This window comes from Pectobacterium polonicum (assembly GCF_005497185.1).
Lineage (GTDB): Bacteria > Pseudomonadota > Gammaproteobacteria > Enterobacterales > Enterobacteriaceae > Pectobacterium > Pectobacterium polonicum.
Genome location: NZ_RJTN01000005.1, coordinates 40,479 through 60,213 on the forward strand (window position 1 = coordinate 40,479; position 19,735 = coordinate 60,213).

Annotated in this window: 19 protein-coding genes; 13 read left to right on the forward strand and 6 right to left on the reverse strand. The window is 51.7% G+C overall.

What is annotated here, in order from left to right:
- Positions 1-5: 5 nt before the first annotated feature.
- From aat to EDI29_RS07810, 3 genes are all read left to right on the forward strand, one after another.
- A complete protein-coding gene (gene aat, locus EDI29_RS07800) occupies positions 6-710 on the forward strand; it encodes a leucyl/phenylalanyl-tRNA--protein transferase (RefSeq protein WP_137740448.1) in 705 nt (234 codons plus the stop codon).
- Positions 711-823: 113 nt separating this feature from the next.
- A complete protein-coding gene (gene infA, locus EDI29_RS07805; protein WP_002211347.1) occupies positions 824-1,042 on the forward strand; it encodes a translation initiation factor IF-1 in 219 nt (72 codons plus the stop codon).
- 261 nt (positions 1,043-1,303) lie between these two features.
- Positions 1,304-1,684, forward strand: a complete 381-nt coding sequence (locus EDI29_RS07810; protein WP_137740449.1) for a VOC family protein — start codon at positions 1,304-1,306, stop codon at positions 1,682-1,684.
- Positions 1,685-1,809: 125 nt separating this feature from the next.
- On the opposite strand, the gene clpA is transcribed toward EDI29_RS07810, so the two are convergent.
- Positions 1,810-4,083, reverse strand: coding sequence for an ATP-dependent Clp protease ATP-binding subunit ClpA (gene clpA, locus EDI29_RS07815; RefSeq protein ID WP_137740450.1), 2,274 nt, complete (start codon positions 4,081-4,083; stop codon positions 1,810-1,812).
- 29 nt (positions 4,084-4,112) lie between these two features.
- Positions 4,113-4,433: an ATP-dependent Clp protease adapter ClpS gene (gene clpS, locus EDI29_RS07820; protein WP_005967385.1), complete on the reverse strand. Its 321-nt coding sequence runs from the start codon at positions 4,431-4,433 to the stop codon at positions 4,113-4,115.
- A 546-nt stretch (positions 4,434-4,979) separates the two neighbouring features.
- On the opposite strand from clpS, the gene cspD reads away from it, so the two are divergent.
- Positions 4,980-5,201: a cold shock-like protein CspD gene (cspD, locus tag EDI29_RS07830; protein WP_005967383.1), complete on the forward strand. Its 222-nt coding sequence runs from the start codon at positions 4,980-4,982 to the stop codon at positions 5,199-5,201.
- Positions 5,202-5,315: 114 nt separating this feature from the next.
- Here the strand turns inward: cspD and EDI29_RS07835 are convergent, their stop codons facing one another.
- Positions 5,316-6,980 (reverse strand): ATP-dependent endonuclease, encoded by a 1,665-nt coding sequence (locus tag EDI29_RS07835; protein WP_137740451.1) that lies wholly within the window; start codon positions 6,978-6,980, stop codon positions 5,316-5,318.
- A 310-nt stretch (positions 6,981-7,290) separates the two neighbouring features.
- On the opposite strand from EDI29_RS07835, the gene EDI29_RS07840 reads away from it, so the two are divergent.
- The 4 genes from EDI29_RS07840 to EDI29_RS07855 all read left to right on the forward strand — a co-directional run bounded on the left by EDI29_RS07840 (position 7,291) and on the right by EDI29_RS07855 (position 12,807).
- Entirely contained in the window at positions 7,291-8,190 is a 900-nt protein-coding gene (locus tag EDI29_RS07840) for a LysO family transporter (RefSeq protein ID WP_137740574.1), read from the forward strand.
- Positions 8,191-8,379: 189 nt separating this feature from the next.
- Positions 8,380-10,032, forward strand: coding sequence for a hydroxylamine reductase (hcp, locus tag EDI29_RS07845; protein WP_137740452.1), 1,653 nt, complete (start codon positions 8,380-8,382; stop codon positions 10,030-10,032).
- Between the two features lie 139 nt (positions 10,033-10,171).
- Complete coding sequence (gene hcr / locus EDI29_RS07850; RefSeq protein ID WP_137740453.1) at positions 10,172-11,197, forward strand: NADH oxidoreductase; 1,026 nt, start codon at positions 10,172-10,174, stop codon at positions 11,195-11,197.
- Positions 11,198-11,370: 173 nt separating this feature from the next.
- A complete protein-coding gene (locus tag EDI29_RS07855) occupies positions 11,371-12,807 on the forward strand; it encodes a DUF2867 domain-containing protein (RefSeq protein WP_137740454.1) in 1,437 nt (478 codons plus the stop codon).
- Here EDI29_RS07855 and EDI29_RS07860 read toward each other — a convergent pair.
- Both EDI29_RS07860 and EDI29_RS07865 read right to left on the reverse strand, forming a co-directional pair.
- Entirely contained in the window at positions 12,804-13,634 is an 831-nt protein-coding gene (locus EDI29_RS07860; RefSeq protein ID WP_137740575.1) for an N-acetylmuramoyl-L-alanine amidase, read from the reverse strand. The two genes, EDI29_RS07855 and EDI29_RS07860, sit on opposite strands and share 4 nt — an antisense overlap.
- 54 nt (positions 13,635-13,688) lie before the next feature.
- Positions 13,689-14,012, reverse strand: a complete 324-nt coding sequence (locus EDI29_RS07865) for a heavy metal-binding domain-containing protein (protein ID WP_005967367.1) — start codon at positions 14,010-14,012, stop codon at positions 13,689-13,691.
- Between the two features lie 200 nt (positions 14,013-14,212).
- Here EDI29_RS07865 and artP point away from each other — a divergent pair, with 200 nt between their 5' ends.
- The 5 genes from artP to artJ (EDI29_RS07890) all read left to right on the forward strand — a co-directional run bounded on the left by artP (position 14,213) and on the right by artJ (EDI29_RS07890) (position 18,159).
- Positions 14,213-14,941, forward strand: a complete 729-nt coding sequence (gene artP, locus EDI29_RS07870) for an arginine ABC transporter ATP-binding protein ArtP (RefSeq protein ID WP_323638967.1) — start codon at positions 14,213-14,215, stop codon at positions 14,939-14,941.
- A 20-nt stretch (positions 14,942-14,961) separates the two neighbouring features.
- Positions 14,962-15,693: an arginine ABC transporter substrate-binding protein gene (artJ, locus tag EDI29_RS07875; RefSeq protein ID WP_137740456.1), complete on the forward strand. Its 732-nt coding sequence runs from the start codon at positions 14,962-14,964 to the stop codon at positions 15,691-15,693.
- 11 nt (positions 15,694-15,704) lie between these two features.
- Positions 15,705-16,421: an arginine ABC transporter permease ArtQ gene (gene artQ / locus EDI29_RS07880; RefSeq protein ID WP_137740457.1), complete on the forward strand. Its 717-nt coding sequence runs from the start codon at positions 15,705-15,707 to the stop codon at positions 16,419-16,421.
- Positions 16,421-17,089, forward strand: a complete 669-nt coding sequence (gene artM, locus EDI29_RS07885) for an arginine ABC transporter permease ArtM (protein WP_137740458.1) — start codon at positions 16,421-16,423, stop codon at positions 17,087-17,089. The genes artQ and artM overlap by 1 nt, the downstream gene beginning before the upstream one ends.
- 338 nt (positions 17,090-17,427) lie before the next feature.
- The gene (gene artJ, locus EDI29_RS07890; RefSeq protein WP_010306608.1) at positions 17,428-18,159 is read left to right on the forward strand and encodes an arginine ABC transporter substrate-binding protein; all 732 of its coding nucleotides are present in this window, start codon (positions 17,428-17,430) and stop codon (positions 18,157-18,159) included.
- A 344-nt stretch (positions 18,160-18,503) separates the two neighbouring features.
- On the opposite strand, the gene rlmC is transcribed toward artJ (EDI29_RS07890), so the two are convergent.
- A complete protein-coding gene (gene rlmC / locus EDI29_RS07895) occupies positions 18,504-19,637 on the reverse strand; it encodes a 23S rRNA (uracil(747)-C(5))-methyltransferase RlmC (RefSeq protein ID WP_137740459.1) in 1,134 nt (377 codons plus the stop codon).
- Positions 19,638-19,735 lie beyond the last annotated feature (98 nt).

Genomic DNA, 19,735 nt, shown 5'->3' on the forward strand with positions numbered 1-19,735 from the left:
AAAACATGCACCTCTATCAGCTATCGTCTCACTCGCTTCAGTTTCCTGATCCGAACCATGCGCTGGATGACCCCAATGGCCTGCTGGCCGTTGGCGGCGATCTCTCTGTTCCCCGGCTAAAAGCGGCCTACCGCCAGGGAATTTTTCCCTGGTTCTCCCCCGGTGAACCGATCTTATGGTGGTCTCCGAACCCGCGTGCGGTCCTGTTTCCCGGCGGGTTTCACCTCAGCCGCAGCATGAAAAAATTTCTGAAGCGCCACACTTTTATCGCCACACTCAATCAGGCATTTGATGATGTCATTCACGCTTGTGCACACGAACACCACGATGGCACCTGGATTACGCCGGATATAATTTCGGCTTATCGCCAGCTTCATCAGGTAGGGAAAGCACATTCCGTCGAAGTGTGGCACAATGGCGCACTGGTTGGTGGGTTATATGGTGTTGAACAAGGGCGATTATTTTGCGGCGAGTCAATGTTCAGCCGCACGGATAACGCTTCAAAATACGCGCTGCTGGTATTTCAGCAGCATTTTATTCGCCATGGTGGTCAGTTAATTGACTGTCAGGTGTTAAATTCTCACACCGCCTCACTGGGCGTGAGTGAAATTCCCCGAGATCGCTTCCTGCAACTGCTTTCTCAGTGGCAGGATATCGCTGTCGATGCGGGGTGTTGGTTACCACAACAGCTTGCAGAACCGACAGAATGACAAAGGAAACCGGGTAAATAACGCTCCAAACGTGAACGCTTCTTTACATAATGTCGGTTTTTCGGCATTATCTTGCGGTTAAAAAATAAAGGTAGTTAGACCTAGAGGATTCGATGGCCAAAGAAGACAATATTGAAATGCAAGGCACCGTGCTTGATACGCTGCCCAACACCATGTTCCGCGTTGAATTGGAAAACGGGCACGTGGTTACCGCTCATATCTCCGGTAAAATGCGTAAAAACTATATCCGCATCCTGACGGGTGACAAAGTCACTGTAGAGTTAACCCCGTACGACCTGAGTAAAGGCCGCATTGTCTTCCGCAGCCGTTAACCGGTTCGCTCATCGCTGATAACAGCGATAAATGAGGATGTGACTCCTTCTCCAGCCCTTTCCTTCATGGCAAGGGCTTTTGTTTTTTGGATACTTTCCGCCCCTGCCCTCACTCTAACGTCATCTTGCCCATCGCCTTTCAATCCTGATTAAACGATCGCGCCAAATAAAATCATCTCTTTTTCAAAGATAATCGGCGTATAGTTAGTGTGGATATAAATTAAAGATACGATTGATGAAATGCTCATATAAGGACGTGACATGTTTAAACCAAATAGCTTAATCATTTATGTTGAAGATGTTTCATTAAGCACTGAATTTTATAAAAAAATATTAAAATCAGAACCGTTAGAAACCTATGAAGAATTTTCTGTTTTTCCCCTCTCCCCCGAGTTTATTTTAGGCATTCAGTCTAAATCAGGAATTGATCCAAAGCCTCAAGCCCAATTTGGTGGGTTTGAAATTTGCCTGTCCGATGTCACCCCAAATGATGTAGACACGATATATCAGGAATGGAAAGAATTAGGCGTAAAGTTTGCACTCGAACCAATAAATCTTGAGTTCGGTTATACCTTTGTTGCCATAGATCCTGATGGGCATCGATTGAGAGTCTGCGCGACGGATACAAGCAACATTTCCTAGCCGGAGGCGACCTGTTGCTGGGTCCATTGCTCTCGGTGTCCTATAACAATAGATATCAATTGTAGTCGGCGCACCAATAAAAAAGGGATGCATCAGCATCCCTCTTAGGTAACACGCAGTATTGATTAATTAACGCTTTCCGCTTTTCGCTTCTGCGCACTCACAAAGCCATACGTCAGCTGTTGCGTTTCTTTATCCAGTTCCACCGTCACAGAGCCCCCGTCCACCAGCGAACCAAACAGCAGCTCGTTGGCCAGCGGTTTCTTGAGGCTTTCCTGCATCACGCGTGCCATTGGTCGGGCACCCATTGCTTTGTCATAGCCTTTCTCTGCCAGCCAGTCGCGCGCTTCATCGCTCACTTCCAGCGACACGCCTTTCGCATCCAGCTGCGCCTGAAGTTCTACGATAAACTTATCGACAACCTGCTGAATGACATCGGTCGACAGATGGTTGAACCAGATAATGCCGTCCAGACGGTTACGGAACTCCGGCGTAAACACCTTCTTAATTTCTTCCATCGCATCAGTACTGTTGTCCTGATGGATGATGCCGATGGATTTACGCTGTGTTTCCCGCACGCCCGCGTTGGTGGTCATAACAACAATGACATTACGGAAATCCGCTTTACGACCATTATTGTCCGTCAGCGTACCGTTATCCATCACCTGTAGCAGCAGGTTAAAGACGTCAGGATGCGCTTTTTCGATTTCATCCAACAACAGCACCGCATGAGGATGTTTGATTACCGCATCCGTCAGCAAACCGCCCTGATCGTAGCCGACATAGCCTGGAGGCGCACCAATCAAGCGGCTGACCGTATGGCGCTCCATGTATTCGGACATATCAAAGCGCAGTAGCTCGATATCCAGCGCCTTCGCCAATTGCAGCGTCACTTCCGTCTTACCGACACCAGTAGGGCCAGCGAACAGGAAGGAACCTACCGGCTTACGCTCCTGGCCCAATCCTGCACGGCTCATCTTGATGGACTCAGACAGCGCTTCAATTGCTTTATCCTGTCCAAACACCAACATTTTCAGGCGATCGCTGAGGTTCTTCAGCACATCACGATCGCTGGCAGAAACCGTTTTTTCTGGAATTCTGGCGATACGAGCGACAACGGATTCGATATCACTCACGTTGACCGTTTTCTTACGTTTGCTGGCCGGCATCAGACGGCTGCGCGCACCCGCTTCATCAATCACATCAATGGCTTTATCCGGCAGATGACGGTCATTGATATATTTCACCGCCAGCTCTACCGCAGCACGGACGGCTTTTGAGGTATAGCGAACATCATGGTGCGCCTCATATTTCGGCTTCAGACCATTAATGATTTGTATGGTTTCTTCCACGCTGGGTTCGGTGATATCGATTTTTTGGAAACGACGCGCCAGCGCCCGATCCTTTTCAAAGATATTGCTGAACTCCTGATAGGTGGTAGATCCAATGACGCGAATTCTGCCGCTGGAAAGCAGCGGTTTAATCAGATTTGCGGCATCCACCTGACCACCTGATGCAGCACCCGCACCGATAATCGTGTGGATTTCATCAATGAACAGAATGCTATTTTTATCCTGCTCCAGCTGTTTCAACAGTGCCTTGAATCGTTTTTCAAAATCACCGCGATATTTGGTGCCGGCCAGCAGCGCACCGATGTCCAGTGAATACAGGGTGCACTCCGCCATCACTTCCGGTACATCGCCCTGCACAATACGCCAGGCCAACCCTTCAGCAATCGCGGTTTTACCTACGCCAGATTCGCCGACCAGCAGCGGGTTATTTTTACGGCGGCGGCATAACACCTGAATTGTGCGCTCCAGTTCTTTATCCCGGCCAATGAGCGGATCGATACCGCCAACGCGAGCCAGTTGATTCAGATTGGTGGTGAAGTTTTCCATACGATCTTCCCCTCCTGCCTGTTCTTCATTGACGGGACTTTCAGGGTTTGGCGCCTGATCGGTTTCTTCTTTACGCGTGCCGTGAGAAATAAAGTTCACAATATCCAGGCGGCTGACGTCATGCTTGCGCAGCAGATAGGCGGCCTGAGATTCCTGTTCACTAAAAATGGCAACCAGAACGTTGGCACCAGACACTTCACTGCGGCCAGAAGACTGCACATGAAAGACGGCGCGTTGCAATACGCGCTGGAAGCTGAGCGTCGGCTGAGTTTCGCGCTCATCGTCACTCTGCGGTAATGTTGGTGTGGTCTGTTCAATGAAGGCTTCCAGTTCCTGGCGCAGTGCGGCTAAATCTACCGTACAGGCCTCCAACGCTTCACGCGCGGCCGGATTACTGAGCAGAGCCAGCAACAGGTGCTCCACGGTCATAAACTCGTGTCGGTGCTCACGCGCTCTGGCGAAAGCCATGTTGAGACTGAGTTCCAGTTCTTGATTGAGCATAGGCACCTCTCCCAATAAATCGCCTGACTTCAGGCTTTTTCCAGCGTACAGAGCAGCGGGTGCTCATTTTCTCTGGCATAACGATTGACTTGTACGACCTTGGTCTCAGCCACTTCAGCGCTGAATACGCCACAAATTGCTTTACCCTGATAATGCACAGTTAACATAAGCTGTGTGGCACGTTCAATATCATAAGAAAAGAACTTTTGCAGAACGTCAATAACAAATTCCATCGGGGTGTAATCATCGTTATTCAACACCACGTTATACATGGATGGCGGCTGCAATTTCTCTTTCTGTTTATCCGCGGTCAGGTTCTCAGATTGTGACCACGTGCTGTTGTTTCCCATTCTCTATCCACATCATGTAACGAATATCGTGACTCACGACATTGGTCTGTTTATTCCCAATAAATCAGAGAAGCAGGAAATGAGCACCTGCGACTTGAAAGATGACGGGTATCTCTTAATGCTGGCCACTTAAGTATGGGTTTAGGGGGAAACACGGTGATGAGGTTCCCTTAGGGATGCCTCGCACCGTGGTAGCCCCCGGTATCTCGATCCTTAAACGATCGGCATTACGGGTATCTCTACATTTACAGTAGCACGTCTACTTTTTATTTTACCACCTGAGGGAATAAATGGTTCCTGGAAAGTAAAATTCAAGGCCAACGCTCGATATCTTGATTACACCCTGCGATCGCGGGTACGGCAATAGCGTTATCTGCATCAAACTTTGACAAACTCCCTCGCCCACCCCGCGGTAGATTGCTTGACGTCGGGATCGATTTCACTAAAGTGTACGGATGAATTGATGGGGTTTTAATCAATTCATCCGTAGTAACCAAATAACCACACCTTACTGAAAAAGAATACTCTTGCGAAGGATGTCAATGCATGGAGACAGGTACTGTTAAATGGTTCAATAATGCCAAAGGGTTTGGTTTTATCTGTCCAGAAGGGGGCGGTGACGATATCTTCGCACACTACTCAACTATTCAGATGGATGGCTACCGAACGCTAAAAGCCGGACAGGTTGTCAGGTTTGACGTACACCAGGGGCCGAAAGGCAATCATGCTTGCCTGATCGTCCCACAAATCGTCGAGGCCATATCCTGATTCCTTCCACACCCTACACTTCTACTCAGAATACACGACGCTAAACAGTAAAAAATATAATGCGACAAATGCCGTTCTTTATATCGAACGGCATTTTTTTATTGGTAGATACCGTTAATCGGCTCGCCCACGCGCCAGCCACAGCACACGAGAGAACATGCTACGAATGAGTGGAGGGATCGCATCGCTGCCCATTGCCGCCGCTTCCAGCGCCACTTCAATCGCCAAATCAGGCTTGGATGAACGATGGATCGCCTTGATGATGATTTTATGCATCGACAGCGGTACTTTCTCCGGCAATTGCGCAATGCGGTGATAAACCTGACTGAATCCCTCGCGGTACATGTAGTGCTCCATATCCGATGCCGGCAAGACGGTCAGATGATCGCGTTCGCTCTCATTCTGTGCAGATAGCAGGCTTCTCGCCGTCGCCGCGTATTTTTTCCCTGCATCATCACCATCGACCAGCACATGCCATTCAATTCCCATGCGGTGTGCGAATCTCAACAATGGTCGGATACCTGACTGGGCAAACTCAATCACTTTCACCCCTTCCGCCTCAAAATGGTGACCACACTGGCGTGCCAGCTCATTCAACATCCAGACTTCTGTCTCCCCTTCCACCAACAGCCAACAACGGGCAAAAAGTGAAGCCGGTCGATTCAGACGAATGTGAAAAGCGATACGTCGACTGTCCTCAGCACTCATTCCCTGACGGCCAATCCGATATGTCGCAACGCGTGAAGATTCCCGCACCAAACGACACACCTGCTCCATCGGCACCAGCGACAGTAACTCCCCAGAGTTGGTCGTCGTCACTTTCTGGAGTGGCAATTGCATCAGGAGCCCCCAGGCGACTGACAGCATGATCGGATGCAGGCGGGTTTCCGGGTCTTCAATCAGCAAAAGCGGACGCGCATGAGGATGCAACGCTACGGACCCTTTTGCCTGTAACAGCGTGGAAAATAGCTCCAACAGAATAATTCGGCGACTGCGGCTATTGGGGTCGGCAATCAGGCGGTTGATATTGTCTAGCGATCGCCACGATTTACCATTGTGCGTTCGCGCATGCCGATGATGGCGTCGGTCATTATCCGTGGCGCTTTGCTCGGAAAAATAGTGCTCCAGCAGTTGCCGCATCGCCACCAGCCCCTGACGCAACTCTTTATCCGTCAGTTTCTGCGGATTTTGCGCCAGCTCTCGCATCAGTTGCTCAAACTGCTGAGCCAGTTTTTCATTACTGTTATCTAACGTCGCCGCCAACGTCCCGGAACGCAGCCGCCGCATAAAACGCGCGTCTCGCAGCCGCAGCACCGGATGCAGGCGGATAATCTCTCTGGCCAGTTCATTAATATCATCCAGCGGTATCGGGTGCCCGTCTGCATCCAGAAAACTGCGCCAGGTGAAAACCGATTGGCTTTCGTCCACCTCACCTTCCAACCGATAAAAAACGCGGTATAGCGACTCATTTCCCTCTATCCAAACGGGACTTAGCGAACGGTAGCGAGGGGATAGATGATGACCGGGTGCCGTTTCGCAAAACGTGAAAATAACCTGAAGATGCTTTTCCCGGCTATTTTCATCTCCCGGTGTGAAGTGGAAATCCTGCATATCAAAATGATAAAGCGGCAGCGTCGGTGCCAGCAGCAGCGAGAGCGCATCCAGCAGGCTTGATTTCCCCCAGGCGTTCTCACCAATCAGTACATTGTTCTCGTCCAGCGTCAGCGACAGACGATTGATTCCCCGAAATCCCAGGATTTCAATACTTTCCAGATGCATCCTTCTCTCCTGTAGCAGCTGCCTGCGAGTTTCTGCTGCAAAAACGCTCACCGTATAGAATATCCTGCCAGACAGCGCTTTACTCACCCCGATAATTTGTTTAATTTTAATAGATTATCGTTTTTCTTCCCGCCAAGTGTAGCCGATGAATCCCACGACGGTTGCCAACTCACGGTTTACGTTTCCTCCGAACCAACATTTGTCGGGGTAGAAATGAAGAAGAAAGCCCCATGGTCTGACGACAATAACCCCAGTAACGCTAACATACGGGTTAACACCATTTTTCTCGCGTAAGGACGCCGATTCTGTGATGTATTCAGGATTGTTAATTATTTTACTGCCGCTCATCATTGGCTATCTGGTGCCGCTGCATGCCAAAAAAGCATTACAGTTGGTTAACCAACTACTGGGTTGGATGGTGTACGTTATTCTGTTTTTGATGGGAATGAGCCTGGCTTTTCTGGAAGATCTCAGCAGCAATTTGTTACTGATTTTTCGCTACACGGCCGTCTTCGCATTTTGCATTCTCGCAGCAAACGGCATTGCGCTGTGGCTGTGGGAAAAACGTAGCGTATGGCACAGCAAATTTAAAAACGCCGCCCCATTTTCCCGCCGGCGTATGATTCTTGAATCGTTCACTCTCTGCGGCGTCGTCTGCGGTGGATTTTTACTGGGATTAACACAATGGTCAGGATTCACCTACGCCAGCAAAGGCAGTGAGTACGCGCTGATTTTTCTGCTATTTCTGGTCGGCATTCAACTGCGTAACAGCGGGATGACGCTGCGCCAGATCGTGTTAAACCGTCGCGGGCTGGTCATTGCGTTCATCGTCGGCATCAGCGCACTCGGTGGCGGCCTGCTTGCCGCGTGGCTTCTGGGACTGCCGCTGAAAACGGGTCTGGCGATGGCATCCGGCTACGGGTGGTATTCGTTATCTGGCATTTTGCTGACCGACGCTCTAGGGCCCGTCATCGGCAGTACGGCATTTTTCAACGATCTAACCCGCGAGCTGTTGGCAATTATGCTGATTCCGACCTTGGCGCAGCGCAATCGCTCATGTGCATTAGGTCTTTGTGGCGCAACATCGATGGATTTCACCCTGCCCGTTTTACAGCGCGGCGCGGGTGTCGATATCGTACCGGCTGCTATCGTACACGGTTTTTTATTAAGCCTCGCAGCACCCATATTGATGGCGTTCTTTACCTCATAAGAGCCTACGCTTTACCGTTTCCCCTCTCGTTTATGGGCCGTGATTGAGAGTGATTTTCATTGCCCATCATCAAAATTGCGCTAAATCAAATTTACCTAAAGTTGCAGTAAAAAAGCCTTTTTACCTGCCTCGGCTGACACTATGCTTTAAACAAGCATTTTAAATGCAACTTAAAAAAAGGAAGTCATTATGTTTTGTGTGCAATGTGAACAAACGATTCGTACCCCTGTTGGAAACGGCTGCTCGTACGCGCAGGGCATGTGCGGTAAAACCGCAGAAACCTCCGATCTGCAAGACCTGCTGGTCGCGGTGTTGCAAGGGCTTTCTGCCTGGGCGCTGAAAGCACGCGAGCTGGATATTATCGATCATGATGTCGACAGTTTTGCGCCACGCGCCTTCTTCTCTACGTTGACCAACGTTAACTTCGATTCCCAACGTATTATTGGCTACGCACAGGAAGCCATCACACTGCGCGAATCGCTGGCGGTTCGCTGCCGTCTGCACGATGCCACGGCAACCGTCGATCACCCAATGGCGGCACTGCAACTCGCTGGCAACGATATTCCGACCCTACTGCAACAGGCGGAAGAATTTGCGCTGGATAGCGATAAAGCCATCATCGGTGATGACGTCCACGGCTTACGTATGCTTAACCTCTACGGCCTGAAAGGCGCGGCAGCCTATATGGAGCACGCCCACGTTCTCGGTCAGTATGACAACACACTCTATGCCGAATATCATGCTTTCATGGCGTGGTTGGGCACGCAGCCAGCCGATGTCGATACCCTGCTGAACAACGCGATGGGCATCGGTAAAATGAACTTCAACGTCATGGCAATCCTCGACCGGGGCGAAACCGATGCTTACGGCCACCCACAGCCGACCTCTGTTAACGTGCGCCCGATTGCGGGTAAAGCCATTCTGATTTCTGGTCATGATCTGAAAGACCTGCGCATGCTGCTGGAGCAAACCGAAGGCACCGGTGTGAATATTTATACCCACGGCGAAATGCTGCCGGCACACGGTTACCCAGAGCTGAAAAAATTCACGCATCTGGCCGGTAACTACGGTAGCGGCTGGCAGAACCAACAGACTGAGTTTGCCAAATTCCCTGGCGCGATCGTCATGACCTCTAACTGCATTATCGATCCAAACGTAGGTAACTACGGCGATCGTATCTGGACGCGCAGCATCGTTGGCTGGCCGGGCGTGAACCATCTGGAAGGTGACGATTTCAGCCCGGTTATCAAACAGGCTCAGGGTCTGGCTGGCTTCCCGTACAGCGAAATCGAGCACATGATCACCGTCGGGTTCGGTCGTGAAACCCTGCTAAGCGCCGCCGATACTGTGATCGATCTGGTTGCACAGAAAAAACTGCGCCACGTCTTCCTCGTTGGCGGATGTGATGGCAGCCGTGAAGAACGTAGCTACTTCACCGACTTCACGCTGAACGTTCCACAAGATTGCCTGATCATGACGCTGGCATGTGGTAAATACCGTTTCAACAAACTGGACTTCGGTACGCTGGAAGGCCTGCCGCGTCTGCTGGATGTCGGCCAATGTAACGATGCCTACGCGGCCATTATTCTGGCCGTCAAACTGGCGGAAAAACTAGGCTGTGGCGTCAACGACCTGCCGCTGAGTCTGGTACTGTCGTGGTTTGAACAGAAAGCCATTGTCATCCTGCTCACCCTGCTGTCTCTCGGCGTGAAGAACATCTACACCGGGCCTACTGCACCGGGCTTCCTGACGGACAATCTGCTTGCCATTCTGAACGACAAATTCGGTATGCGGGCGATTACCACCGTTGAACAAGACATGAACACCATTCTGGCCGCTTGATGAATCAACGCGGACGGAGGAGCGCGTTCCTCGTCACGCAACGTGAGGTGTCGGCATTGATGCCTCACGCTAAGCCCACCGTCTTATGGGCCGCTATCTTTACACGCTTCACCGTATCCGTTTGTTATGGAGATTGACTATGACGATGCCAGTACCACACGCTGGGCCGACACCGCTTTGTTCTAACCGCATGCAGGTGCACTCGATTACCCAGGAAACGCCGGATGTCTGGACGATATCACTGGTTAATCATGATTTTTATCCGTATCAGCCGGGTCAGTATGCACTCGTCAGCATTGCTAACAGCGAGGAGACGCTACGGGCTTATACGATCTCTTCTTCTCCGGGCCTCAGCCGTTTCATTACCTTGACGGTGAGAAGGCTGGATGACGGCGTCGGTTCCCGCTGGCTGACTCAAACGCTAAAAGTCGGTGATTATCTGTGGTTGTCCGATGCTCAGGGCGAATTTACCTGCGCTAACGCCGTCAGCGATCGCTACCTGATGGCCGCAGCAGGCTGTGGCGTCACGCCGATTATGTCGATGTGCCGCTGGCTGCTGGCAAACAAACCGCAAACCGATATCCACGTTATTTTCAACGTGCGCAATCCGCTACAGGTGATCTTCGCCAAAGAATGGCAGGATCTGGTGCAGCGCTATCCACAACAGTTGCATCTGACGCTGATGGCAGAATTTGACGCTGCGCCCGGCTTCCTCTCTGGACGCATCAGCGGAGACCTGCTGGTCGAACACGTGCCGGATATCGCCAGCCGCACCGTGATGACCTGCGGCCCGGCGCCGTATATGAACCAGATTGAAACCCTGAGTCAGCAGCTTGGCGTGGCTTCCAACCGCATCTTCAAAGAGCAGTTCCGCCCGGCAGATGACGTACTGGATGAAGACGCCGATCAGCTCACGCTGACCATCAGCCGTCCGCTGAAAAATCTGCGCGTGCCAGTGGGTATCAGCCTGCTAGCCGCACTGGAAGCGAATAAGGTGCAGGTTCTTGCCGCCTGTCGCGCCGGTGTTTGCGGAAGCTGTAAAACCCGCGTGCTATCCGGTAATTACACCACCAGCAGTACCATGACGCTAACACCAGCCGAGATCGAACAGGGCTATGTTTTGGCCTGTAGTTGCCAGCTGCAAGGCGACACCGTTCTGGCCTGATACGCCCGCGTTTTACCCCCTTCTGTCCGGTAGCCTCTGCTATCGGGCAGGTAGGTCGTGTTAAATATCTCCCTGTTGTCACACACTTTTCCTCACCTTCTTCCTTTTCCCCGTTACGAATTATTTAGGATATAGTAAGCCATGGTTATATTTTGCTATGGAGCCGCTGGCGCATGACATCCCCCTCAGCCCCAATATTGATTCTGGGCGCAACTGGCTACATTGGCCGCCATTTAACCGAACGATTGAGCAAACAGGGAAACTGGGTCATTGCTGCCGGTCGGAATACCGAATCCCTCGCCTCGCGGAACTGGCCGGGTGTCGATTGTCAACAGGTTGACCTGACGAAGCCAGAAAGCCTGCCTGATGGCCTGTGGGGCGCAGAGACGCTCTATTATTTGGTGCACAGCATGGGCGACGGCGCAGATTTCGTCGCCAGAGAGCGTATGGCCGCCATGAATCTGCTGCTGGCGCTGGCTTCCAGCCGCGTAAAACAGATTATCTATCTGGGCTCGCTTCAGGCGAAAGATGACACCTCGCCGCACATGTTGGCACGCCAGATCACCGGTGATGTCCTGCGTAGCAGCGGCATTCCCGTCACGGAGCTACGCGCAGGCATTATTATCGGTGCCGGATCGGCAGCGTTCGAAATCATGCGCGATATGGTCTATAACCTACCCATACTGACGCCGCCGCGCTGGGTGCGCTCTAAATCGTCGCCGATTGCGCTGGAAAACCTGCTGGTTTATCTAATCGACATCGTGCATCACCCCGCGACAGAAAATCGCATCATGGATGCCGCAGGCCCCGAATACATCAGCTACCAGACCATGTTCGAGCGCTTCATTCAGATCAGCGGCAAACGCAGATTGCTGATCCCCGTTCCTATGCCAACGCATCTGGTCTCTGTCTGGTTCCTGCATCTGGTGACATCGGTTCCCCCGTCCATCGCCCGTGCCTTGATTCAAGGGTTAAAGCACGATTTACAGGCCGATGGGCACGCACTACAAACGTTGATTCCACAAAAATTGATGAGCTTTGATGACGCCGTGCGCCTCACGCTGCAAAGCGAAATGGAGAGCGTGCAGCAGGCCGACTGGGGCGATGACACCGAAGTCCGCGCACGCTGGAAACCAAATTACGGTTTTTACCCCAAACAGGCGGGGCATACGCTTGAGACGTCCGCATCCAGTCAGGCACTCTGGCAGGTCATCCAGCAGGTCGGTGGCAAGGAAGGTTATTTTTACGCAAATACGCTGTGGAATATTCGAGCCAGACTGGACGATCTTTGCGGCAACGGCGTGATTTACGGACGCCCCGATCGCCCAACGCTGGAGGTCGGCGACAAGATTGACGGCTGGAAGGTTATCTCGATCAAACCGCAGCGTCAGTTGGTGCTGCTATTCGGCATGAAAGCGCCAGGGCTGGGTAAACTCAATTTTACTATCACGGATAAAGGCACGCATCGAACCGTGGATGTCCGCGCCCGCTGGCATCCTTCTGGATTTAACGGGCTGGTCTACTGGTTTTTGATGATGCCCGCTCACCTGTTTATCTTCCGTGGCATGGCGGCGCGTATTGCGAAACTGGCGGAGAAAGGAGCGGTTTAGCGGCTGCCGTATTTTTCCAGCAGCGCATCAGCGATCGCTTCGCTCTGCGCATCTGGCTGACCTTGATAGTTATCAGGTCGAAAATGCATCTGGAAAGCGGCAATCACCTGCCGCTTCTCACGTGCCGTCATCGTGTTTTGCACCGAGTAGCCATAGCGCCCCAATTTTTCCAGCAGAGCCGCTTCATCCACCGGCTGCATCGGCTGTCGTCCGTTCAAATAGAACGCGACCCGATGCGCATCCGGCCAGGCACCAACGCCCGCTTGCGCTAACGCCTGCCAGGGAAAAAGCGGCCCAGGGTCTTGTTTGCGCTGTGGAGCAATATCGCTATGCGCCACCACGTTCTGCGGGGCAATCTGATAGCGATCGACAATATCACGAGCGATCGCGGTCACAAGCTGAATCTGCGAGGCGGTAAACGGCTCCCACGTATAGCCTGTTAGCGTGCGCTGATAGCCGGCGTTCTCGATCTCGATACCAATCGAAGAATGATTCAGTCGACTAAATCCGCGCCAGCTACTGGCTCCCGCATGCCAGGCAGCCTGAGATTCAGGCACCAGTTGCCAGGCAAGCGGCTTGCCGCGCTGCAAAGGTGGGTGCGCTGGAATCAGATAATGGGCGCTGACGTGCTCATCCGTCAGAATATTCAGCGAGGTGGCGAAATCTTCTGCCGTGTAGTGAATCACCAAGAAACGAATGCGCGATTCTTGCGCCCGCGACTGCAATGCGGTTTCCAGTACATAATTATTCTGTTCCTGCAACGAGGAAGGAACTGATTGGCACCCCGCTAACAGCCCCAACGCGATGCAACTCGCCCATTTCAACATCGTTATGCCACTGTTGTGCTTATTTTTCGCCACCTGTCTTTATCCTTTCACCTGCTAGCGGCGAACCTTTACCGCGGTGCCACTGACGGTCACCATCAGCATGCTGCCATCCTTCCCAACGGTTTCATAGTCGAGATCGATGCCTACAATGGCGTTCGCGCCTAAATCCTCCGCTTGTTCCTGCAACTCTTTGAACGCAATCTGCCGCGCCTTACGCAGCTCTTTCTCATAGGCACCGGAACGGCCACCGACGACATCACGAATACTGGCAAAAAAGTCCCGGAAGATGTTCGCGCCCAGAATGGCTTCGCCAGTCACAACGCCACAATATTCAGTAATCGTGAAGCCTTCTAAATTCGGGGTGGTGGATAATTGCATGTTGTCTCCTTATTACTGCCTATCAGTACGGCTCTGCGAATACCCGCGATGGGAAACCGTGTCCCTACGCCGTAAGCCATTATTTTGTGCTATTATTTAACCAACAAATCGCTTATTGGCAAATTTTAACCCACGGTGATTGCATAACTATTCTGCCAACGTTAACATTCGCCGCATCAATGTCTATTCAATTCTTACGCATGAGTATTCAACTAAACGGCATTAACTGTTTCTACGGCACATACCAGGCGCTATTTGATATCACCCTAGAGTGTCCTGCGGGTGAAACGCTGGTTCTTCTCGGTCCTAGCGGTGCGGGCAAAAGCTCGTTGATACGCGTTCTTAATCTGTTGGAAATGCCTCGCTCTGGCACGCTTTCCATCGCCGGTAATCAGTTTGATTTTCAGCGCACGCCATCCGACGGCGCGATCCGTGAATTGCGTCAGAACGTCGGCATGGTGTTCCAGCAATATAATTTGTGGCCACATCTAACCGTGGTGCAGAACCTGATCGAAGCCCCCTGCCGCGTACTGGGGCTGAGTAAAGAAGAAGCCAAAGCGCGAGCGGACAAACTGCTGACGCGTCTGCGCCTCAATGACTTTGCCGATCGCTTCCCTCTCCATCTTTCTGGCGGACAGCAACAGCGTGTCGCGATTGCCCGTGCGCTGATGATGGAACCTCAGGTTCTGCTATTTGATGAGCCCACTGCCGCGCTGGACCCTGAAATTACCGCTCAGGTCGTCAACATCATCCGTGAATTGGCAGAAACTGGCATTACGCAGGTGATTGTGACCCACGAAGTTGAATTTGCCCGTAAAACGGCTAGTCGTGTGGTTTACATGGAGAACGGTCGTATCGTTGAACAAGGGGATGCGACGCACTTTACCCAGCCACAGACGCCTGAATTCGCTGGTTATTTGTCACATTGATTACTATCAGGAAAATGATAATGAAAAAATTGATTATTGCAGCCTTATTCGCCGCTGGCGCTGTATCCGCCAACGCCGCAGACACCATTCGTTTTGCGACCGAAGCGTCCTATCCTCCGTTCGAATTTGTCGATGCCAATAACCAGATTCAGGGTTTCGATATCGATCTGGCTAATGCACTGTGCAAAGAAATGCAGGCAAACTGCACGTTCAGCAATCAGGCGTTCGACAGCTTGATTCCTGGTCTGAAATTCCGTCGTTTTGAAGCCGTCATCGCAGGAATGGATATCACTCCAGAGCGTCAGCAGCAAGTGTCATTCTCTCAACCTTACTATGATAACGCCGCTCTGTTCATCGCCCAGAAAGGGAAAGTCGCCGATGTCGTTGCGCTGACAGGCAAACGCGTTGGCGTGCAAAATGGCACAACGCATCAGAAATACCTGATGGAAAAGCACAGCGATATCAAAACGGTGCCTTATGACAGCTACCAGAATGCGGTGCTGGATCTGAAAAACGGCCGTCTGGATGCGGTCTTCGGTGATACCGCCGTGGTTAATGAGTGGCTGAAGCAGAACGATACGTTGGCCTCCGTCGGCGAAAGCGTGACGGATAAAGGTTACTTCGGTATCGGTCTGGGCATCGCGGTACGTCAGAATAACGATGAGCTGTTGAAGAAATTCAACGACGCACTCAACAAAATCAAGCAGGATGGTACTTATGAAACCATCTACAAAAAATGGTTCCAGCAGTAATCTGACGCTCAATGATTGAATTTCAACCTCTTGCAAGCGCCGCCGGGATGACCGTCGGCCTTGCCGTTTGTGCACTGGTGCTCGGCCTTGTGCTAGCGATGCTGTTTGCCGTTTGGGAAACCGTCCGTTGGAAAGCCGTTAGCTGGACGGGTACAGCGGTAGTCACATTATTGCGCGGGCTGCCAGAAATTCTGGTGGTGCTGTTTATCTATTTCGGGTCTTCCCAACTGCTGATGATGTTGGCAGACGGTTTTACCCTGAATCTCGTCATCGTACAGATTCCGGTAAAACTGGATATCGGCATGTTTGAAGTCAGCCCGTTCCTGTGTGGCGTGATTGCGCTGGCGCTGCTGTATGCCGCTTATGCATCCCAAACGCTGCGTGGTGCGCTAAAAGCAGTACCACAAGGACAATGGGAATCAGGTCAGGCGCTGGGACTCAGTAAATCTGCGATCTTTTTCCGTCTGATCATGCCGCAGATGTGGCGTCATGCCCTGCCGGGATTAGGTAATCAGTGGTTGGTATTGCTGAAAGATACCGCACTGGTTTCGCTGATTAGTGTTAACGATCTGATGCTGCAAACCAAAAGCATTGCGACACGGACACAGGAGCCCTTCACCTGGTACGTCGTCGCAGCGGCTATCTATCTGGTGATTACGCTGTTAAGTCAGTATGTGCTGAAACGCATTGACCTGCACACCACGCGTTTTGAGCGGAGACCGTCCTGATGCTCGCTTATTTACCTGAGCTAGTAAAAGGTCTGCATACCAGCCTGACCTTAACCGCGGTTTCCATCGTCGTAGCGCTGGTGCTGTCACTGCTGCTGACTGTCGTGCTGACGCTCAAAACGCCCGTCGTATCGCTGTTGGCAAAAGGCTACATTACGCTGTTTACCGGTACGCCGCTGCTGGTGCAAATCTTCCTGATTTACTACGGCCCTGGGCAATTTACCTCTATCCAACAAATTCCCTGGCTGTGGAGCCTACTTTCACAACCGTGGCTATGTGCGATGGTGGCGCTGGCACTCAATAGCGCCGCTTATACTACGCAACTGTTCTATGGGGCGGTAAAAGCCATTCCCGCCGGACAGTGGCAATCCTGTGCAGCCTTGGGAATGGATCAGAAGCAGACATTACGTATTTTACTGCCGTTCGCATTTAAACGTGCGCTGTCTTCTTATTCAAATGAAGTGGTGTTGGTGTTTAAGAGTACCTCACTGGCTTACACCATCACGCTGATGGAAGTCATGGGCTACAGCCAGTTGATGTACGGCCGGACGTATGATGTGATGGTGTTTGGTGCCGCTGGGATTATCTACCTGTGCGTCAACGGGTTACTGACATTGTTGATGCGCTGGGTTGAACGCCGGTCACTGGTATTCGAACGCCGTAATTAATCCTTATCGCCCTTATCCGCGCATTACTCGCTTAGAAAGCAGGCTTTGATAGCCTGCTTTTTTATTGCCTGCTGATGTAAAAACACGCAACAAATCGACTTGTTAATCATTTTAATTGCATATAAATTCATTAAATGGCATGGTAATCGCCATGACGCCGGAATCCTTCCGCACATATATTCATACCCTAAATAATTCGAGTTTCAGGAAGGCGGCAAGGGAAGGCATCCCGATGAGCTTACATAAGTAAGTGATTCGGGTGCGTGAACGCAGCCAACGCACATGCAACTTGAAGTATGACGGGTATGAACTATAAGAAAAACAGACAGGAGTAGATAATGAAAAAATTAGTGCTCGCCACGTTACTGGCAGGAATCGCCTTCAGCGCCACCGCCGCAGACACCATCCGTTTTGCGTCATCCGCCACCTACCCGCCATTTGAGTCACTGGATGCCAGCAACGAAATCGTCGGTTTCGATATGGATCTGGCGAAAGCGCTGTGTAAGCAAATGCAGGCGACTTGTACGTTCACCAATCAGGCGTTTGACAGCCTGATCCCTGCGCTGAAATTCCGCCGCTATGACGCAGTGATTTCTGGTATGGATATCACGCCAGAGCGCAGCAAGCAGGTGGCGTTCACGCAGCCTTACTATGCCAACTCCGCTGTGGTTATCGCGCAAAAAGGGAAATTCAGCGATTTTGCTGCAATGAAAGGCAAACGTATTGGGATGGAAAACGGCACCACGCACCAGAAATACATGCACGATAAACACCCAGAAGTACAAACCGTCTCTTATGACAGCTATCAGAATGCGGTGCTGGATCTGAAGAATGGCCGTATTGATGGCGTATTCGGTGATACCGCTGTCGTCAACGAGTGGATCAAGACGAATCCTGAACTGGCAACGGTTGGCGAACATGTGACTGACGCAGAATACTTCGGCACCGGACTGGGCATCGCCGTTCGCCCCGATGACAAAGCACTGCTGGAGAAGTTAAATAAAGCGCTGGATGCCATCAAAGCTGACGGCACGTACAAAACCATTAACGACAAGTGGTTCCCGCAATAAGATCCACTTAGCTTAACGCGGTGTGATACACCGCGTTAAGATGTCGATAAAGTGTGTAGAGCGGTGATAATGGATAGATCGTAAAGACGCTGTAAATACGTCCATGTACGCTCGGATTGCGCAGATATGAATCTCATCCCTGAGATTCACCCTTTCAGGGCCGTCGCTAGCGACGTTCAAAAACGTTCCTGACGTTTTTGTCCATGGCGCAAACGCTTTACTCTTCTATTCCATTATCACCGTTCTCGTTCCGCAAATGGTTTTATCAATACGGTTCTACGCTTCCACTTTTTACGCCTTTTATAGCAAATTCCACAAAGCATTCAGATGTCCTGACTTTTGTCCTAGTCATCAACGCGCTTCAGTAACGTCAGCACTTCATAGTGCGCTGTATGCGGGAACATGTCGAACAGCTGTACGCGCAGCGCGCGGTAATTCGTCAGTTCCGTCATGTCTTTCGCCATGCTTTCAGCGTTACAGCTGGAGTAGAGAATATAGTCCGGTGCCATGCGGCTCAGGTAAGCGCACAGTTCGCTGCCGATACCGCGACGCGGCGGATTGACCAACACCAGATCGGGGATTTCCGCTTTAGCCGTCGCGAATTGCGTGGAATCCAGCGCCTGGAACTCCACGTGCTTCAGTCCTAACTGTTCCGCAGAGCGGCGGGCGCAGGCTATCGCTTCGGCACTGATTTCAATACCCGTCAAACGCATCTCGGGTGAGGCACAGTGCAGGCCAAACCCCCCTACTCCGCAAAATAGATCCCACATACTGCTAATCTTCAGCTCAGCGACCCAGTCGCGTGCCGTCGCATACAGCGCAGCCGCTACCTGTGGGTTCGTCTGGAAGAAACTCTGCGGACGGATATACAGCGGCACCTGATTGAACTGTTCGGCCAGCGCCGCAGCCTCGCTCAGGATAATCTCCGTTTTCCCTTCCATAATCGCCTGATGCACTGGCTGAATGTTAGCGGATATCACCTCAAGCTGGGGCAACTGCTGCTGTAGCCACGGCAATGCGGCTCGCAGCTGCGCCAACTTGGTTTCTGAGCGCAAAACAAAACGCAGCATGAACGTCCCGCGCTGCGTACTTTCCGTCAGCAGCAGGTATTTCAGCTCCCCGCGACGGCGTTCCACGTTATACGGCGTCAATCCCGCACGAGCGATGAAAATTTTAAGCACGTCGAAAACTGGCGCGAAGCTGGACGGATAAAGCGGGCAATCACAGAGGTCCACCGCGGTTCCATCACGGTGTAACATCCCCAACAGCGGGCGTTCCACGCTACCGCTCACCACCATTTTGGCTTTATTACGAAAGGCGGACTGCGCAGAAGGCAGCACGGGCAACCAACGCTGCACGGCGTGCGCTTGCAGCAGGCCTTCAAGGTGCTGCTGCTTATCAGACAATTGCTGCGGGTAGGCTTTTTCCAACCATTGGCAGGAACGACAGGTTCCCGTGCTGTAGCGGGCACAATGCATAAACAATCTAACTATAAGAAGAAATACAGAATGAAACGATTATATCACCCTGACGGCATCACCCTGCGACCTTTTCGTTGACTTATGGGTGACGCCAG

Bases quoted from the DNA above. Each gene is read 5' to 3' on its own strand.
- artJ (WP_010306608.1), top strand. From the start codon at position 17,428: ATGAAAAAATTAGTGCTCGCCACGTTACTGGCAGGAATCGCCTTCAGC.
- rlmC (WP_137740459.1), bottom strand. From the start codon at position 19,637: ATGCATTGTGCCCGCTACAGCACGGGAACCTGTCGTTCCTGCCAATGG.
- clpS (WP_005967385.1), bottom strand. From the start codon at position 4,433: ATGGGAAACAACAGCACGTGGTCACAATCTGAGAACCTGACCGCGGAT.
- infA (WP_002211347.1), top strand. From the start codon at position 824: ATGGCCAAAGAAGACAATATTGAAATGCAAGGCACCGTGCTTGATACG.
- aat (WP_137740448.1), top strand. From the start codon at position 6: ATGCACCTCTATCAGCTATCGTCTCACTCGCTTCAGTTTCCTGATCCG.
- hcp (WP_137740452.1), top strand. From the start codon at position 8,380: ATGTTTTGTGTGCAATGTGAACAAACGATTCGTACCCCTGTTGGAAAC.
- EDI29_RS07835 (WP_137740451.1), bottom strand. From the start codon at position 6,980: ATGCATCTGGAAAGTATTGAAATCCTGGGATTTCGGGGAATCAATCGT.
- artQ (WP_137740457.1), top strand. From the start codon at position 15,705: ATGATTGAATTTCAACCTCTTGCAAGCGCCGCCGGGATGACCGTCGGC.
- artM (WP_137740458.1), top strand. From the start codon at position 16,421: ATGCTCGCTTATTTACCTGAGCTAGTAAAAGGTCTGCATACCAGCCTG.
- hcr (WP_137740453.1), top strand. From the start codon at position 10,172: ATGACGATGCCAGTACCACACGCTGGGCCGACACCGCTTTGTTCTAAC.
- clpA (WP_137740450.1), bottom strand. From the start codon at position 4,083: ATGCTCAATCAAGAACTGGAACTCAGTCTCAACATGGCTTTCGCCAGA.
- EDI29_RS07855 (WP_137740454.1), top strand. From the start codon at position 11,371: ATGACATCCCCCTCAGCCCCAATATTGATTCTGGGCGCAACTGGCTAC.
- EDI29_RS07840 (WP_137740574.1), top strand. From the start codon at position 7,291: ATGTATTCAGGATTGTTAATTATTTTACTGCCGCTCATCATTGGCTAT.
- artJ (WP_137740456.1), top strand. From the start codon at position 14,962: ATGAAAAAATTGATTATTGCAGCCTTATTCGCCGCTGGCGCTGTATCC.
- EDI29_RS07865 (WP_005967367.1), bottom strand. From the start codon at position 14,012: ATGCAATTATCCACCACCCCGAATTTAGAAGGCTTCACGATTACTGAA.
- EDI29_RS07810 (WP_137740449.1), top strand. From the start codon at position 1,304: ATGTTTAAACCAAATAGCTTAATCATTTATGTTGAAGATGTTTCATTA.
- EDI29_RS07860 (WP_137740575.1), bottom strand. From the start codon at position 13,634: ATGTTGAAATGGGCGAGTTGCATCGCGTTGGGGCTGTTAGCGGGGTGC.
- cspD (WP_005967383.1), top strand. From the start codon at position 4,980: ATGGAGACAGGTACTGTTAAATGGTTCAATAATGCCAAAGGGTTTGGT.
- artP (WP_323638967.1), top strand. From the start codon at position 14,213: ATGAGTATTCAACTAAACGGCATTAACTGTTTCTACGGCACATACCAG.